The sequence below is a fragment of the Acidiphilium sp. JA12-A1 genome, from assembly GCF_000724705.2.
Lineage (GTDB): Bacteria > Pseudomonadota > Alphaproteobacteria > Acetobacterales > Acetobacteraceae > Acidiphilium > Acidiphilium multivorum.
Genome location: NZ_JFHO01000040.1, coordinates 40,449 through 56,435 on the forward strand (window position 1 = coordinate 40,449; position 15,987 = coordinate 56,435).

The following is a 15,987-nucleotide window of genomic DNA, read 5'->3' on the forward strand; positions in this document are numbered from 1 at the left end:
CCATGCACCGATCCACCTTGCGCGGCCTTGCCGCGCTGTTCACCGCCATCACCCTGCTCGCCGGCTGTGCCTTGCCGCCCGCCGGCGCGCCCAAGGCCGATCATGCCGGCCTCACCCCTGTGCCCTTCGCCACGCTCCCCGGCTGGAGCGTTGAGGCTGCCGTCGCCGGCCTGCCGAGTTTCCAGAGGTCATGCAAGGTGATCGCGGTCATGCCGGTCGACCAGACGCTGGGTGGCGTCGGCGTGGCTGGCGCGCTCGGCGGCAAGGCCGGCCAGTGGCGCGCTGCCTGTGCTGCCGCCGAAGCCGTCCCGCCGGATGACGCGGCCGCGGCCCAGCATTTCTTCGAGGCATGGATGGTGCCCTATGCAGCGTCCGGCGCCACGCGGATCACCGGCTATTACGAGCCGGTCTATCCCGGCTCGGAAATCCGCGAGCGCGGCTACGATGTCCCGATCTACGGTCGTCCGCGCAATCTCGTGAACGCCAACCTGTCCGCCTTCCGCGACTCCTCCGGCAAGCGCCGTATCGTCGGCCGCCTGCGCTACGGCACAATGGTGCCCTATTACACCCGCGCCCAGATCGAGGCCGGCGAGATCAACCGCGAGGCCAAGGTAGTTGCCTGGGTCAAGAATCCGGTCGACGCCTACATGATCCAGCTCCAGGGCGCCGCGCGCCTGCGTCTGCCGGACGGCACGCTCATCGATCTCGGCTTCGACGGCACCAACGGCCGCACCTACACGCCGATCGGCAAGCTGATGGTCGAGAAGGGCTATTTGAAGCCCGACCAGGTCTCGATCACCTCGATCCGCGCGTGGCTGCTCGCCCATCCCGTCGAGGCGCGCGGCCTGATGGATGCGAACAAGAACTACGTGTTCTTCAAGCGCATCCGCGGCGTGCCCGACGATCTCGGCACACCCGGCGCGCTTGACGTGCCGCTGGCGCCGGAAGGCTCGATCGCGGTGGACGAGAAGGCGATTCCGCTCGGCGCGCCCGTCTATGTCGCGACGAAGTCGCTCGCCCGGCTGACCACCGCGCAGGACATCGATGTCGGTGCCCACGGCACCTCCGCCGCGCAGATCTTCTTCGGAATCGGCAACGAGGCCGCGGCGCAGGCGAGTGCCCAGGACGGCACAGGCCGGATCTTCATCTTCCTGCCCCGCCAGCCCGCCGCCGCGCCGACATCCGCCAAGGGAGCGTCCTCATGAGTGAATCCGCCGCGGCCGCACCGCGCGTCGCCCTGTTCGTCACCTGCCTCGCCGATCTCTACCGGCCGAGCGTCGGCTTCGCCGCCATCCGCCTGCTTGAGGCCGCCGGCTGCACGGTCGAGGTGCCGCGGGCGCAGACCTGCTGCGGCCAGCCCGCCTACAATTCCGGCGATCATGAAACCGCCCGCGCCCTGGCCGAGGGCCTGCTCACCGCCCTCGCGGGCTACGATTACGTCGTCGCCCCCTCGGGCTCGTGCGCCGGCATGCTTCGCAAGCACATGCCCGGCCTGTTCGAGGCCGACCCCGACCTGCGCTTCAAGGCCGACGTCATCGCCGCGAAAACCTTCGAGCTCACCAGCTTCCTGGTCGACGTGATGGGTTTTGCCGGGCTCGATGTCGCCCTGCCGCAGCGCGCCACCTATCACGATTCCTGCGCCGGGCTGCGCGAACTCGGCGTCAAGGACCAGCCCCGCGCGCTGCTCTCCCGCGTCGAGGGGCTGGAAATCGTGGAAATGGACACGCCCGAGGTCTGTTGCGGCTTCGGCGGCACGTTCTGTGTCAAGCATCCCGACATTTCCGCCCGCATGGTCTCCGACAAGACCGCCGACATCGCCGCGACCGGCGCCGAGCTGCTGCTCGCCGGTGATCTCGGCTGCCTGCTGAACATGGCCGGCCGCCTGACCCGCGAGGGCAAGCCGGTTGCCGTGCGCCACGTCGCCGAGGTGCTCGCCGGCATGACCGGCGAGGTGGCGCCGATCGGCCGCGGCCGGGACGGGAGCGCCGCTTGAGCGAAAGCGCGACCCCGCACGGCTCTCCCGGCGAGAAGCTCCGTCTCGCTGGCCTGATCGGCGTGCTCGGTGTCGTCTACGGCGATATCGGCACCTCGCCGCTCTACGCGGTGCAGGCCTCGCTGTCATATTTCCCTGGCAATAAACTCCAGGAATCCGACGTCCTTGGTCTGCTCTCGCTCATCTTCTGGGCGCTGATCATAACCGTCACCATCAAATACGTCCTCCTGATCATGCGCGCCGACAACGAGGGCGAGGGCGGCACGCTCTCGCTGATGGCGCTCGCCCAGCGCGTCACCCAGTCCGACCGGACGAAATGGATCATCGGCATCATCGGCATCTGCGGTGCCGGCCTCTTCTTCGGCGATGCGACAATCACCCCCGCCATTTCCGTGCTCTCCGCCGTCGAGGGCATGGAGGTGGTCTCCCCGGGGCTCAAGGAATTCGTGCTCCCGATCGCCATCGCGGTCATTCTTGTGCTGTTTTTCGTCCAGCGGTTCGGCACGGCGCGGGTGGGCGGTGCGTTCGGCCCGATCATGGTGATCTGGTTCGTGGTGATCGGCGCGCTTGGTCTTCACCAGATCTTCATTCATCCGAATGTCTTGCGCGCGCTGGTTCCTGTCTACGGCGCCGCGTTCATCATGCGGCACGATCTTCTCGCCTTCATCGCGCTCGGCTCGGTCGTGCTGGCGGTCACCGGCGCCGAGGCGCTTTACGCGGATATGGGGCATTTCGGCGCGAAGCCGATACGCGTCTCCTGGCTGTTCTTCGTCCTTCCATGCCTGCTGCTCAACTATTTCGGCCAGGGCGCCCTCGTGATCCGCGATCCGCACGCCGCGAGCAACCCGTTCTTCTTCCTGCTGCCGCATGCTCTGGTGGTGCCGATGGTCATATTGGCGACCATCGCGACAGTGATCGCCAGTCAAGCCGTGATCTCCGGCGCCTATTCGGTTGCCCGGCAGAGCACCCAGCTCGGCCTGCTGCCGCGCATGCCGATCCGCTACACCAACGAGACCGAGCAGGGGCAGATCTATGTCCCGCCGGTCAACAGCTTCCTGTTCGTCGTCGTCGTGCTGCTGGTCCTCGGTTTCGGCTCGTCTTCCGCCCTCGCCTCGGCCTACGGCATCGCCGTCACCGGCACCTTCCTGTCGACGAACGCGCTGGCTGCCTTCGTCTATTGCCGGCATTTCAACTGGCCGCTTCGCCGCACCGTGCTGGTCTTCGGCGCCATCGGGCTGGTTGATTTCGCCTTCTTCAGCTCCAACGTGCTGAAAGTGTTCGATGGCGGCTGGGTACCGCTTGCCATCGGCTTCAGCCTCATCACCGTCATGACCACCTGGCGCCGCGGCCGCGCCCTGCTTCACCAGCGCTGGCAGCAGGATAGCCTGCCGCTCGCCTCGTTCCTCGGCCGGCTGCCGCAATCGCGCATCGTCCGTGTTCCCGGCGTCGCCGTCTTCATGACCGGAAACCCCGAATATACGCCGTCCTCGCTGCTGCATAACCTCAAGCACAACAAGGTACTGCACGAAACTGTGGTCTTCGTCACCGTGCGCAATCCCGGCGTCCCCTTCGTGGGCGATGCGCGGCGCGCCAAGGTCGAGGAACTCTCCGAGGGCGTCTATCGCGTGCTGCTTTCCTTCGGTTTCATGGAAAGCCCCAACATCCCCCGAGCGCTCGACCTGCTGCGAGAGCAGGGGCTGCCCTTCAACCCGATGCAGATCAGCTATTTCCTCGGCCGCGAGACCATTGTCGCCGCGACCGTGCCCAAGCTCGGCTTCATCCGCAGGGCGATCTTCCTGTTCATGCTGCGCAACGCGATATCGGCCACCGAATTCTTCAAGATCCCGTCCGACCGCGTCGTGGAACTCGGCGTGCGGATCGCCATCTGAAGGACATGGCCGTCGCCATTCCCCGCGCCGTCGCTGCCGACGGCACCGAACTGCATCTCGTGCCGATCCCGCCGGCACGCCTGCCACGCGTACAGAAGCGAGATCTTGAACAGGCCTGGGAAGCCGCGCACCGCGCCGCCCGCGCCGGCGCCGAGGGGCCGCGCCGCGGCTTCCGCTTCGCCGGCGGCCCCGATGTCGTGCTGCGCGACCGCGATGCCAGGGTCTGGGCCTCCTCGGTCGACCATATCGCCGATCTCTCGACGGCGCATGGCGTCTCCGTCTGCCTCCGCCTGCTCGGCCTCGTCGCCCTGCTCGCCGGTGGCGGCTGGACCGCCCGTTTCGTGCGGTTCGACCGTGGCGCCGCAGAGCTCGACGGTGCGCTGCTCGGCGCCGCGGCCCGCACTGGCTTGACCGATACGGGCGCTCTCGACGAGAACGCCCTGCGCGCACAGCTGCTCCCGCGCGAATCCAAGGAAAACCCGCCATGCCGCGCCCCATCCTGACCCTGGCCCTGCTGATCCTGCCGCTCGCCGCCTGCACCTTCGGCGCGCCGCCGCCCGCCTCGCCCGCCGAGCAGGCCGACATCGCGGCCTGCACCCAGCAGGCCAATGCCTATGAGCGCGCGCACGACTATGCCTATCTCTCGCGCACCGACCAGTTCGCCACCCCGTTCCAGGGCACGCCCGACCAGGGCTCCCGGTTCGACCGCCTTGCCGAGATCCACGCTCGGCGGGACATGATCTCGCGCTGCGTGCGCAATGCGAATCCGGCCTATGTCGGCAGCGGCGCCGCCCTGCCCGAACCCACGATTGTCGGCCCCGCCCGGTAGCGCCGGGCCGGGCCGCACCTCGTCCGATCGGATGACGCGGTATCGTCACCCCAGGGCGGTTCCGGTTGGCGCCAAACCGATCTAGTCTGCCGCGCGCCGCCGAAGATAAGGAGGAGCCGCGATGAAGCCGCTTGGCTATTCCATCGTCAATCGCTTCGACCCCGAGGCCCTTTTTGCCCCGAAGACCATCATGCTCTCGGGCGGCGACACGGCAGTCGGCCGATCGCTACGCGCCTCGCTGGACGCCGCCGGCTTTCCGGGCGACATCAGGGAACCGGGGGAGGGCGCGCAAACTGTCGATCTTGCGCTGATCGCCGATCCGCCCGAGGCGGTGCCCGGCGTCATCGCCGGCCTTGCCGGCCGCCTCCGCGGGGCTGCGGTGGTCTACGCCGCGGTCGACGGATTGCGGGAGGCAGCGCTGGCCGCCCGAGTGCGGGTCGTCGGCCCGCGTTCCTTCGGCATCGCCGCACCGGGGGCGCGGCTGAACGCCTTGCGCAGCCACATACCGCCGCCGCCCGGTCGGGTCGCGCTGCTCGGCCAGTCCCCCGCGCTAGCCCGCGCGGTGATCGACTGGGCGGCGCCCAACGGCATCGGCTTCTCCCATGTCGTCGGCATCGGCGGCAATGCGGATATCGGCTTCGGCCGGGTGCTCGACCATCTCTCGCGCGACCCCGGCACCGGCCCGATCCTGATGGAAATCGCCGGCCTGCGTGATCCGCGCCTGTTCCTCTCGGCCGCCCGCGCGGCGGCGCGCCTGCGCCCCATCGTCGCCATCGTTCCCGGCGCCCGGCTTGGCGATCCAAGCGGCATCGCGCTCGCCGGGTTCGAGGCCGCGCTGCGCCGTGCCGGCGTGATGCTGACCACCAGCCTCGGCGAATTTCTTGCAGCCGCCGAAACGCTCACCCGCGCCCGTCCGGCCCGCAGCGACAGTCTTGCGATCATCGGCAACAGTGTTGGCGCCTGCCGCCTCGCCGCCGACACCGCGCTCGCCGCCGGCATCGGCCTTGCAGCGCTGTCCGACGAAACCCGCCGTGTGCTCGGCCTGTTGCTCGGCGCTTCACCCGAGCCAGCTGGGCCGATCGCGCTACAGGACGCACCCGGCACCCGCCTTGCCGACGTCGCCGCCATGCTGGCCGCTTCCCCCGAGGTGGGTGGCGTGCTGGTCATCCATGCCCCCTCCGGCCCGGCGGACGATGCCGCGATCGCCGGGCTGATTGCCTGTTCCGGCAGCATCAAGGCGCCGCTGCTCGCCGCCGTGCTCGGCGAGACCACCGCCGCCCCGCAGCGCCGCCGGCTGGCCGAGGCCGGGGTCGCCGCCTTCGCCACGCCGGAACGTGCCGTCGAAGGGTTCGGCGACCTGCTCCGCCACCGCGCCATCCGCGCCGCCGCCCGCGAACTGCCGCCCTCCGCGGTGCTCGATGTCGCCCCCGACCGGGCCGCCGTCCATGCCGCCCTTTCTCTCGCCCGCAATGGTGGCCGCACCGCACTGCCGCAGGATGCCGGCTTCGCCATTCTGCGGGCCTATGGCATCGAAACCGCCGCAACACGCATCGTCGACACGCCGGAACATGTGGCGGCGGCGGCCTCGTCGCTCGGCTTTCCGGTGGTGGTGAAGGTCTCCCACCCCGATCTCGCGCGGCGCCGCCCCGAAGGCAGCGTCTCGCTTGACCTGCCGGACGCCGCTTCCGCCAGCGCGGCCGCCACGCTGATCACCGCCCGCCTGCGCCGCAGGGGCGAATTTCCCGAGGGGGCGCGCTTCCTCGTCCAGCGCCAGCTTCCTCGCGCCCGAGAGCTGCGCATCCTGGTCGGCGAGCAGCCCTTCGTCGGCCCCACCATCGGCTTCGGCCCCGGTGGTGGCGACGCCGCCGATACCTCACGCCTCGCCTTCGATCTCCCGCCCCTCAACCTGAAACTGGCCGAGGGACTGATCCTCCGCGCCGGCGGCAACGCGCTGCTGCGCCCCGCCCGCGGCCTGGACGAGGCGGATCGCGCCGCGGTCGCCGGCACCCTGGTCCGCATCAGCCAGCTCGTCGTCGACTGGCCGGAAATCGAGCGCCTGGAAATCGACCCGCTATTCGCCACCGGCGCCGGCGTCATCGCCGCCAATGTGCGGATCACGCTGCACGCGCCCGGCGAGCGTCGCCAGCCGCTGCCGATCACGCCCTATCCCGCCCATCTCGCCCACACGATGACGCTGAAAGGCAGGGGCTTCCAGATCCGCCCGATCCGCCCGGAAGACGCCGCCGCCCATCAGCGCCTGTTCTCCCGCCTCACGCCGGAGGATGTCCGCTTCCGGTTCTTCTCTGCCGTGCGCCAGCTTACGCCCGAGCAGGTGGTCCGCCTCACCGAGGTCGATTACGGCCGCGAACTCGCCCTGATCGCAGTCGAAACCGCCACCGGCGAGACAGTCGGCGTCGCCCGCCTGGTCCGCTCCGATACCGACGGCACCGAGGGCGAGTTCGCCGTCCTCGTCGAGGGTGCGGCGAAGGGCGTCGGCCTCGGCTCGGCGCTGATGCGCGACCTGATCGACTGGGCGCGCGACGAGGGTGTTGTCGACATCATCGGTCAGGTTCTGGCCGACAACCACCCGATGCTCGCCTTCATCCGTCATCTCGGCTTCGCGATCGCCCATGTTCCCGGCGAGGAGGATGTCGTGGAAGCAAGGCTGCGTCTCACCTGATCGCGCGGGCTTGCCGCCGGTCCGCTTATCGCGTTGATGGAGGCCATGAGCGACATCGCCCGTCCGTCATCGCCGGTCTCCGGCTTCCTGTCACGTCCGAACGCCCCGGTCCTCGTCCTGCTTTCGGTGACCGTGATCTGGGGCTGGACGTTCCTGCTCACCCGCCTGTCGCTGCCCTTCATCGGGCCGTATGCCTTTGTCGGCTGGCGCTTCGGCGTTGCCGCACTCGCCGTCGTGCTCGTCACCCGCCCGCATCCGGCGAGCTTCACCCGGATGGAGATCACCGGCGGCATCACCATCGGTCTTGTTCTCTTCCTCGGCTACGGTCTGCAGGCGGACGGGCTGCGCACCGTGGCGAGCGGCGAATCCGCCTTCCTTACCGCGCTCTACGTGCCGATGGTCCCGCTGCTCGAATTCCTGATCTTCCGCCGCCGTCCCGGCCTGTTCGCGACAGCTGGCCTCGTGCTCGCCTTCGTCGGCCTCGTCCTGGTCTCCGGCATGACCGGCCTGTCGCTCGCCTTCGACCGCGGCCAGTGGCTCACCCTCGGCGGCGCGCTGGGGGCGGCGCTCGAAATCGTGCTGATCGGCCATAGCGCGCTCGCCGCCGATCCGCGCCGTATCGCCATCGTCCAACTGGCCACCGTCAGCGTGATTTCCTTCGCCGTCGAGGCGGTGCGCGGCGGCATCATGATCACCACCCGTGCCTTTCCCTTCGCGGCGATGACCGGCATGGGCCTCGCCACCGCCTTCGTCCTGGTCGCGCAGAACTGGGCGCAGCGCAGCATCCCGGCCAACCGGGCGACGCTGATCTACACGCTGGAGCCGGTCTGGGCCGGGCTTGTGGGTGCTGCCTTTGGCGAGATATTTGCCCCTGCCCAGGTGCTCGGCGGCGTGCTGATCATCGCCAGCGTGGTGCTCAGCCAGTGGAAATCCTGAAGCCGCGCCCCGTAAGCGCAAAAACCCGGCACCGCGCGGCGCCGGGTCTTCCCTTGAAAGTCAAGCCTCAGCGCGTCGGCGTCGGCGGGTTGGTGGAATAGTCGTAGAAGCCGCGCCCGGTCTTGCGGCCAAGCCAGCCGGCCTCGACATAGTTCACCAGCAGCGGGCAGGGGCGATACTTGTCCTCGCCGAGCCCGGCATGCAGCACGCGCATCACTTCCAGCGCGACATCGAGCCCGACCAGATCGCACAGCGTCAGCGGCCCCATCGGATGCCCGGCACCGAGCTTCATGCCGTTGTCGATCGAGACCACGTCGCCGATCCCCTCGTGCAGCGCGAAGATCGCCTCGTTGAGCATCGGCACCAGGATGCGGTTGACGATGAAGCCCGGCATGTCCTGTGCTGCGATGGTGATCTTGCCCATCCGCTTTGCCAGGTCTTCGACCGCGGCAACCGTCGCATCCGCCGTCTCCAGCCCGCTTATCACCTCGACAAGCTTCATCATCGGCACCGGGTTGAAGAAATGCATGCCAACGAACCGCTCCGCGATCCCCGACGCCCGGCCGAGCTTCGTGATCGAAATCGACGAGGTGTTCGAGGCGAGGATCGCGTGCGGCGCGAGATGCGGGATCACCTGGGCATAGACCGCGCGCTTGATCTCCTCGCGCTCCGGCACCGCCTCGATCACCATGTCGCATTTCGCAAAAGCGTCATGCGTGGTCATGGGCGAGACGCGGGCGAGGGCGGCTGCCTCGGCCGCCGCGTCGATCGTGCCCTTCTGCACCTGGCGCTCGAGGTTCTTCCGCATGGTCGCCATGCTCTTCTCCAGCACCGCCTGCGCGGTGTCGACGAGCACGACATCGAGCCCGGACAGGGCGGCGACATGCGCGATGCCGTTGCCCATCGCGCCCGCGCCGAGCACGCCGAGAGTCCTGATCTCCATCTACTTTTCCTTCCGCCTGAAACACAGGCCGGGCTAGCCTTTATGGCCGCCCGGCGCCTTGATGTCGCTCAAGCCCGCAGGGCTCAGCCGAGCTCCTTCTGCAACTCCGGCAGCACTGTGAACAGGTCGCCCACCAGGCCGTAATCGGCCACCTGGAAGATCGGCGCGTCCTCGTCCTTGTTGATCGCGACGATGACCTTGGAATCCTTCATGCCCGCGAGATGCTGGATCGCGCCGGAAATGCCGACCGCCATGTAGAGGTCGGGGGCGACGATCTTGCCGGTCTGCCCCACCTGGTAGTCGTTCGGCACGAACCCGGCATCGACCGCCGCACGCGAGGCGCCCACCGCGGCCCCCAGCCGGTCGGCGATCGGGTCGAGCAGCTTGCCGAAATTCTCGCCGTTCTGCATGCCGCGCCCGCCGGAAACCACGATCCGCGCCGCCGTCAGCTCCGGCCGCTCGCTCTTCGAAAGCTCGGCGCCGACGAAGCTCGAACCACCGGCGTCGACCCCGACCTCGATCGTCTCGATCGCCGCCGCTCCGCCTTCGGCCGGTGCGGGATCGAAGCTCGCCGCGCGCACGGTGATGAGCTTCTTCGCGTCGGCGGATTTCACCGTTGCCATCGCGTTGCCGGCATAGATCGGGCGGACGAAGGTGTCGGCATCCACCACCCCGGCGATGTCGCTGATCGGCTGCACGTCGAGCAGGGCTGCGGCGCGGGGCATCACGTTCTTGCCGGTCGCGGTGGAGGCGGCGAGGACATGAGTGTAATTGCCGGCGAGTTTCACGATCAGGTCGGCCAGCGGCTCGGCCAGCGCGTGCGCCAGCGCCTTGCTGTCCGCGACCAGCACCTTGTCCACCCCGGCGATCGCGGCGGCTTCCTGCGCTGCGCCCCCCACGTTTTCGCCAGCGACCAGCGCATGCACCGTGCCGAGCTTCGCCGCCGCCGCAACCGCGCTGCGCGCCGGCTGCTTCACATGCGCGCCGTCGTGCTCGATGAGAACCAGAACCTCTGCCATGATCAGATCACCTTCGCTTCGTTGCGCAGTTTCTCGACGAGTTCGGCCACCGAGCCGACCTTGACCCCTGCCTTGCGCTGCGGCGGCTCGGCCACCTTCAGCGTGGTCAGCCGCGGCGCCGGGTCGACGCCGAGATCTTCCGGCTTCACCGTCTCGATCGGCTTCTTGCGCGCTTTCATGATGTTCGGCAGCGAGGCGTAGCGCGGCTCGTTCAGCCGCAGATCCGCCGTAACCACCGCCGGCAGCTTCAGCGCGACCGTTTCCAGCCCGCCATCCACCTCACGCGTCACCGTCACCGTGCCGTCGGCGATCGCGACCTTGCTGGCGAAGGTGCCCTGCGGCCAGCCGAGCAGAGCGGCGAGCATCTGGCCGGTGGCGTTCATGTCGTCGTCGATCGCCTGCTTGCCCATGATCACGAGGTCGGCCTGCTCGCGCGTCACCAGCGCCTTGAGCATCTTCGCCACCGCCAGCGGCTGCAGCTCGGCCTCGGTCTCGACCAGGATGCCCCGGTCGGCCCCCATCGCCAGCGCCGTGCGGATAGTCTCCTGGCAGGCGCTCACCCCCATCGACACCGCGACGATCTCGGTTGCCACGCCCTTTTCCTTGAGCCGCACCGCCTCCTCAACCGCGATTTCGTCGAACGGGTTCATCGACATCTTCACGCCGGCAAGCTCGACCCCGCTGCCATCCGATTTCACCCGGACCTTCACATTGTAATCAACCACACGCTTTACAGGCACCAGCAGCTTCATGGTCACTCCACAGGTTTGGCGTTTCGCGTCGCTGTCGTTTGCTGGATGATCTATGGGGCGTCGTTCGGCAAGTCAATCTTTGCGGACGCTTCCTGACGTTTGCGTCATGGTTTCGCCGGTGCTTCCGGCGGCCCGATGCCGAACAGGTCGCGGATGAATCCCGGCGCCAGTGCAGAAACCGGATTGACCACGACCCTTGGTGCGCCAAATGGCCCGACCACGGTATAGCGCGCGGCGAACAGCCCGCCGCCTTTCTCCGGGCTGAACAGCCGGCCGATCAGCGGAATCCGGCCGGGCAGGGTGTTCAGCGCATAGGCGGGAACGATCGTCCCGGACAGGTCGTAGCGCTTCCGCGCAAGGTCGATCTGCCCCGTGGTGGTGAAGCCGAGCGAGGGCGACCATGCCCGCGCCCCGCCGAGCGTCACCACCTCGCCGGACATGGTGAACGGCGCCACCAGCCGGGTGAAGGCGAGTCCCGGCCCGGAGGTCGCCGCCGGCATGCCGTAGATGGTCAGCGCCTGCAGCACCTTCGCCATCACCGGCACCTCGGTCAGGCGGAAATCGTCGATGCCGAGGCGCCCTTTCGTAAGACCCCCCTGCCGCGTCGCATCGAGCGTGAGCGTGCCGCCGTTCACACCTCCGGTAGCACCCGTCGCCGCCAGCAGCGCCCCCGCGTCCGGCGCGTCGAGGCGGATCCGCGTCAACCCGCCGGCGCGGCGATAGGTCAGCCGCCCGGTTTGCCGCGGCCCCTGGGCAAGTGTCGCCTCGAGCCCGGTGAGGCGGTCGCCATCCCCGGTCGCGGCGAGTTGCGTCGCGCCGAGTAACGGCGCTGGCGCGGCGTGCAGCCGCAACTGGGCGAACGCTCCATTCAACGCCCAGACCGGGCCGGATGCCGGGCGCGGCGCGGCCGCCGCCGTGCCGGCTTGCGCACGGGCTTGCGCGATCAGCGCGGAAAGATCCAGCGTTCCGCCGGAGAGCGAAATCCGCCAGGGCGCGCCGAGCCGGGCCGGCGGCGCCACCGAGCCGCGCGCCCGCAACTGGCCGAGCCGTGCCATGGCAACGGCGAAGCGCCCCGCCCGCCGCACGCCGTCGAACAGCAGCCCCGGCGCCTCCACATGCGCCGCTTCCAGCCCGCCGAACGGGCCGCCACCGCTCAACCCGATCCGCAACGTCGCCCGGCCGGGTTGCCCCGCCGCCTTGTGCCAGCCGAACGCGGGAGCGGCCAACGTCGCGCCGGTCAGGTCGGCGCCGATTTCCAACACACCGCCGCCCGCCTGGTCGCGATAGGTCACCGTCAGCGGCGCCGCCCCCGACCGCCAGGCGGCGACCGGCAGGCCCATCCGCGCCAAAGCCAGACGTGTGGCGTTGGCCTTGGCCTCGAGCGTGAGCGGCCCGCCAGGCAGCGTCATCGCCGCCGTGAAGCGCGTCGCGGTCGCCGCAACGCGCCCGTTGCCATGCAGGGCGAGATGGTTTGGATCGACCTCCAGCGCCGCGCTGCCGTCTTCGAGTGCCAGTCCCGCGAACGGCAGCGGCAGATGTACGGCGGTCAGAGCCGCATCGGCCCTGATCGCGATATCCGCGAGCGCCAGCCGGCGCTTCAGCGGCACGCTCGCATGGATCGTCGCCGCCATTTGTCCCGTTGCCCGGTCGAGCTTCAGGGCGGTCGTCTTCAGCCGTAGCGGCGGCTTGCGCAGCAGGCCCAGCGCGTCGGCCAGCCCGCCTGTGGCATGGGCGCCGATGGTTGCCGTCTGGTCGTGCCGGCTGAGCGTGGTGATCCGCATGTTCCCACGCAGTGCGAGACCGTCGAGCCGCCCCGCGGTCGCATCGATGTCGAGCGAATCATCGGCTGCGAAATGCAGTTTACCGGCAAGGGCCGTCATCGCCGGCGCACCGGGAAACCAGTCGAGCGTCACGCCGCTGGCCGCGAACTCGCCCGTCACCGCCCCCGGCGCCAGTTTTCCGGTCGCGAGGTCGAAGACAGCATGGAACCGCCCGTCCCGCGCCACTCCCGCCTTGATGTGCCGGGTGACATAGTGCCGCGCGTCGCGCAGCAGGCCCTGCGGCCAGTAGCGCGTCAGGTCGGTCGCCGAAACCTGATCGACCGTCGCATCGATCGCGGCGGGCAGGGCGCCGCGCAGCGCGATCTGCCCCCGCAGCCGCACCGCCGGTCCCGCTGTCCCGTTCGGTCCAGCAAGATCTATGCGCGCATCCGACAGCAATACCTCATTCCGCGTCGCCACCGCGTGGGCCTGCAGGCCGGCGATCGGCACCTGCCCGGTACCCGCCGCAATGCCGCCGGCGGCTGCGCTGACGCCGAGATCGAGCTCCGGTGTCGTGAACCGGCCCACCGGCCACGATGCCGCCAGCATCACCGGCAGGTCGACCGCGGTGAACGGGCTGCCGGGTTTCATCAGCCGCCCCGGATCGAACGGGCCGAGCAATGCGGTCACCCGTCCCGCGCCGGCATCCCCCGCGATCGTCAGGCCGAGCGGGATCACCTCGCCGCCATTGTGGAAATCGGCGCTTGCAGCCCCCCCCATCCGCCCGCCCGGATGGCGGGTAAAGACCAGCGCGCCATCGGTCGCCACCAGCTCCGGTAGCGCGCCGACGGGCTCGATTGCCACATGCGCGTCGGCAATGCGGATCGCCCGGAGCGCCGAAAGATCGAGCAAGCCGGTGCGCGGCGATTGAGAAATCAGCGCGAGCAGTTCGCCCACCGCCTCGGGCGGCGCGGCCAGCCCGCCGGGCGCCTGTAGCGCGGGGCGCAGCACGATGGCGGGATCATGCGCGATGATCCGGATCGGCGTGATCGCGCCCTTGATCAGTGCCGCGAGCGACAGCGTCACCCGCAGCGTCGAGATCCGCGCCGCGACGACCCCCGAGCGGTTGCGGATAGCGATGTCGGCGAGACGCAGGTCGATCGGCGCGCCGCCGCGCCGGAACCCTTCCCAGGCCAGCCCGGCCCGCCCAACCGTGACCGTCAGCCCCGGCTCGGCGGCACTTACCGCCGCCCCGATCCGCGCGGCGAGTGGCGGCAGGTCCACCGGCCCCTGGCCGAGCCGCCAGGCCGCGCCCCCCAGCAGCAGCAGCGCGACCAGCACAAGCGTGCCCGCCAGCCGCGCGCCGTGGTGCCCGACATGCCCGGCGACCCGCCCGGCTTGACGCAGCCGCCGCCTCATCGAACACTTCCGGCGGCATGAACGAGTTCCTGGCGCCGGCTTCCGGATTTCCGCCCCCCGCCGACACGCGGGCCGCCGCGTCGTTCGTCGCGGATTTCGCCGCCATCGGCGCCGCCGCGCGGCGCTTCGCCGATGCGGCGCCGGGCCGCGCCCTGCTCGACTGTCTCGGCGGCAATGCCCCGCATCTCGCCAATCTCGCCCTGCGCGAGTCCGATATTCCGCCGCGCGTGCTCGCCGAGGGCGCCGGCCCGGTGATGGACGAGGCGCTGGCCCTGCTGCGCGAAGCCGACCCGCTCGCCACCCGCGCCGCGATCGGCCGCATCCTGCGCGAGGTCAAGCGCCGCGCAGCACTGGCCATCGCGCTGGCCGACCTGTCGGGCGCCTGGGGCGTCGAGCAGGTCACCGCCGCGCTGTCCGACCTTGCGGATGCCAGCATCGGCCTCGCACTGCGCCATCTGCTGCGTCATCTGCACGAGCGCGGCACCATAAGCCTGCCCGATCCGGCCGACCCCGAACGGGCTAGCCGCTTCGCCGTGCTGGGCATGGGCAAGCTCGGCGCGCGCGAGCTGAACTATTCGAGCGATATCGACCTCGTGCTGCTGTTCGATCCTTCATCTTCCGTTTACCGGGACGATTCGCAATCCGCCATGGCGCGCCTCGCGCGCGATCTCGTTCCGCTGCTCACCGAGCGCGATGCGGATGGCATGGTCTTCCGCGTCGATCTGCGCCTGCGCCCCGACCCCGCTGCCACCCCGCCGGTCGTCAGCCTCGCCGCCGCGCTCAGCTACTACGAAAGCCAGGGCCGCACCTGGGAGCGCGCCGCGTTTTCCAAGGCAAGGCCGGTCGCCGGTGACCGCGATTTCGGCGCATCCTTCCTCGAGCAGATTCGCCCCTTCATCTGGCGCCGCAATCTCGATTTTGCCGCCGTCGCCGAAATCCACGAGATGAAGCGGCGGATCGACCAGCGCCGGCGCGACGCCCCCGGCCGCATCGCCGGGCGCGACGTCAAGCTCGGCCGCGGCGGCATCCGCGAGATCGAGTTCATCGTGCAGACGCTGGAACTGGTCTGGGGTGGGCACGAGCCGGCGCTGCGCATCCCGGCGACGCTGCCGGCCCTGCGCGCGCTCGCCGCCGCCGGCCATCTGCCGCGCGCCGCCGCGCGCGACCTCGCCGCCGCCTATCGCGCGCTCCGCCAGGTCGAGCACCGGTTACAGATGGTCGAGGACCGCCAGACCCATACCCTGCCCGAAACCGAGGCCGGCCTCGCCCGCTTCGCCACCTTCATGAACATGCCAGATGCCGCGCGCTTCGCAGCATGGCTCGATGCGGTCTGCGAGACAGTGAACGCCATCTTCGCCGATTTTTTCGATACCGATCCCGGCAGTGGCAAAGACGGCGCGCCCGATCCCGGCGAGTCCGGCGCCGCTCCCGACGCGTTCGCCGGCCAGGCGCAGTCGCTCGGCTTCGCCGATCCGCAACATCTCGCGGTCAGGCTCCGCCTCTGGCGCAACGGCACGCTGCCAGCGCTGCGCACCGCCCGCGCCCGCGAACTGCTCGATTCGATCATGCCCGCGCTCCTGCGCGCCCTCGGCCGCCAGACCGACCCCGATCTTGCCTTCCGCCGGTTCGACCGGATGCTGGAACGCCAGAGCGCCGGCGTCAGCCTGCTCTCGCTGTTTCAGCACAACCCCGCACTGCTCGACCGGCTGGCGACCGTCCTCGGCGCCGCCCCGCCGCTCGCCGATCATCTCGCCAGCAATCCCGGCG

At 69.7% G+C, this 15,987-nt stretch carries 11 protein-coding genes and 1 pseudogene; 8 read left to right on the plus strand and 4 right to left on the minus strand.

Features of this window, described 5'->3' with window-relative positions:
- The first annotated feature begins 2 nt into the window (after positions 1–2).
- The 7 genes from RT91_RS07745 (at position 3) to RT91_RS07775 (ending at position 8,327) form a co-directional block, all read left to right on the plus strand.
- On the plus strand, positions 3–1,205 hold the full coding sequence (locus RT91_RS07745) for a murein transglycosylase A (protein ID WP_035186591.1): 1,203 nt from the start codon (positions 3–5) through the stop codon (positions 1,203–1,205).
- Positions 1,202–1,993, plus strand: coding sequence for a (Fe-S)-binding protein (locus RT91_RS07750; RefSeq protein WP_035186592.1), 792 nt, complete (start codon positions 1,202–1,204; stop codon positions 1,991–1,993). Before RT91_RS07745 ends, RT91_RS07750 begins: the two co-directional genes overlap by 4 nt.
- The gene (locus RT91_RS07755; protein ID WP_007422440.1) at positions 1,990–3,882 is read left to right on the plus strand and encodes a potassium transporter Kup; all 1,893 of its coding nucleotides are present in this window, start codon (positions 1,990–1,992) and stop codon (positions 3,880–3,882) included. Before RT91_RS07750 ends, RT91_RS07755 begins: the two co-directional genes overlap by 4 nt.
- A 5-nt stretch (positions 3,883–3,887) precedes the next feature.
- Positions 3,888–4,385: a hypothetical protein gene (locus tag RT91_RS07760; RefSeq protein ID WP_035186593.1), complete on the plus strand. Its 498-nt coding sequence runs from the start codon at positions 3,888–3,890 to the stop codon at positions 4,383–4,385.
- The gene (locus RT91_RS07765; RefSeq protein ID WP_007422442.1) at positions 4,367–4,711 is read left to right on the plus strand and encodes a hypothetical protein; all 345 of its coding nucleotides are present in this window, start codon (positions 4,367–4,369) and stop codon (positions 4,709–4,711) included. The genes RT91_RS07760 and RT91_RS07765 overlap by 19 nt, the downstream gene beginning before the upstream one ends.
- A gap of 121 nt (positions 4,712–4,832) precedes the next feature.
- Entirely contained in the window at positions 4,833–7,391 is a 2,559-nt protein-coding gene (locus RT91_RS07770) for a bifunctional acetyl coenzyme A synthetase (ADP forming), alpha domain/GNAT family N-acetyltransferase (RefSeq protein WP_035186595.1), read from the plus strand.
- Between the two features lie 45 nt (positions 7,392–7,436).
- Complete coding sequence (locus tag RT91_RS07775; RefSeq protein WP_240314237.1) at positions 7,437–8,327, plus strand: DMT family transporter; 891 nt, start codon at positions 7,437–7,439, stop codon at positions 8,325–8,327.
- A 67-nt stretch (positions 8,328–8,394) separates the two neighbouring features.
- On the opposite strand, the gene RT91_RS07780 is transcribed toward RT91_RS07775, so the two are convergent.
- The 4 genes from RT91_RS07780 to RT91_RS07795 form a co-directional block, all read right to left on the minus strand.
- The gene (locus RT91_RS07780; protein ID WP_011941311.1) at positions 8,395–9,270 is read right to left on the minus strand and encodes a 3-hydroxybutyryl-CoA dehydrogenase; all 876 of its coding nucleotides are present in this window, start codon (positions 9,268–9,270) and stop codon (positions 8,395–8,397) included.
- Between the two features lie 83 nt (positions 9,271–9,353).
- A complete protein-coding gene (locus RT91_RS07785; RefSeq protein ID WP_007422670.1) occupies positions 9,354–10,289 on the minus strand; it encodes an FAD-binding protein in 936 nt (311 codons plus the stop codon).
- A 2-nt stretch (positions 10,290–10,291) separates the two neighbouring features.
- Positions 10,292–11,041, minus strand: a complete 750-nt coding sequence (locus tag RT91_RS07790; RefSeq protein ID WP_007422669.1) for an electron transfer flavoprotein subunit beta/FixA family protein — start codon at positions 11,039–11,041, stop codon at positions 10,292–10,294.
- Positions 11,042–11,145: 104 nt separating this feature from the next.
- Positions 11,146–14,220, minus strand: coding sequence for a DUF3971 domain-containing protein (locus tag RT91_RS07795; protein ID WP_035186599.1), 3,075 nt, complete (start codon positions 14,218–14,220; stop codon positions 11,146–11,148).
- 17 nt (positions 14,221–14,237) lie between these two features.
- Here RT91_RS07795 and RT91_RS07800 point away from each other — a divergent pair.
- Positions 14,238–15,987: pseudogene (locus tag RT91_RS07800) on the plus strand (glutamate-ammonia-ligase adenylyltransferase); the annotation flags it as partial.

Excerpts from the sequence above, each read along its gene's own strand:
- RT91_RS07745 (WP_035186591.1), top strand. The coding sequence starts at position 3 with ATGCACCGATCCACCTTGCGCGGCCTTGCCGCGCTGTTCACCGCCATC.
- RT91_RS07750 (WP_035186592.1), top strand. The coding sequence starts at position 1,202 with ATGAGTGAATCCGCCGCGGCCGCACCGCGCGTCGCCCTGTTCGTCACC.
- RT91_RS07760 (WP_035186593.1), top strand. The coding sequence starts at position 3,888 with ATGGCCGTCGCCATTCCCCGCGCCGTCGCTGCCGACGGCACCGAACTG.
- RT91_RS07765 (WP_007422442.1), top strand. The coding sequence starts at position 4,367 with ATGCCGCGCCCCATCCTGACCCTGGCCCTGCTGATCCTGCCGCTCGCC.
- RT91_RS07770 (WP_035186595.1), top strand. The coding sequence starts at position 4,833 with ATGAAGCCGCTTGGCTATTCCATCGTCAATCGCTTCGACCCCGAGGCC.
- RT91_RS07775 (WP_240314237.1), top strand. The coding sequence starts at position 7,437 with ATGAGCGACATCGCCCGTCCGTCATCGCCGGTCTCCGGCTTCCTGTCA.
- RT91_RS07780 (WP_011941311.1), bottom strand. The coding sequence starts at position 9,270 with ATGGAGATCAGGACTCTCGGCGTGCTCGGCGCGGGCGCGATGGGCAAC.
- RT91_RS07785 (WP_007422670.1), bottom strand. The coding sequence starts at position 10,289 with ATGGCAGAGGTTCTGGTTCTCATCGAGCACGACGGCGCGCATGTGAAG.
- RT91_RS07790 (WP_007422669.1), bottom strand. The coding sequence starts at position 11,041 with ATGAAGCTGCTGGTGCCTGTAAAGCGTGTGGTTGATTACAATGTGAAG.
- RT91_RS07795 (WP_035186599.1), bottom strand. The coding sequence starts at position 14,220 with ATGAGGCGGCGGCTGCGTCAAGCCGGGCGGGTCGCCGGGCATGTCGGG.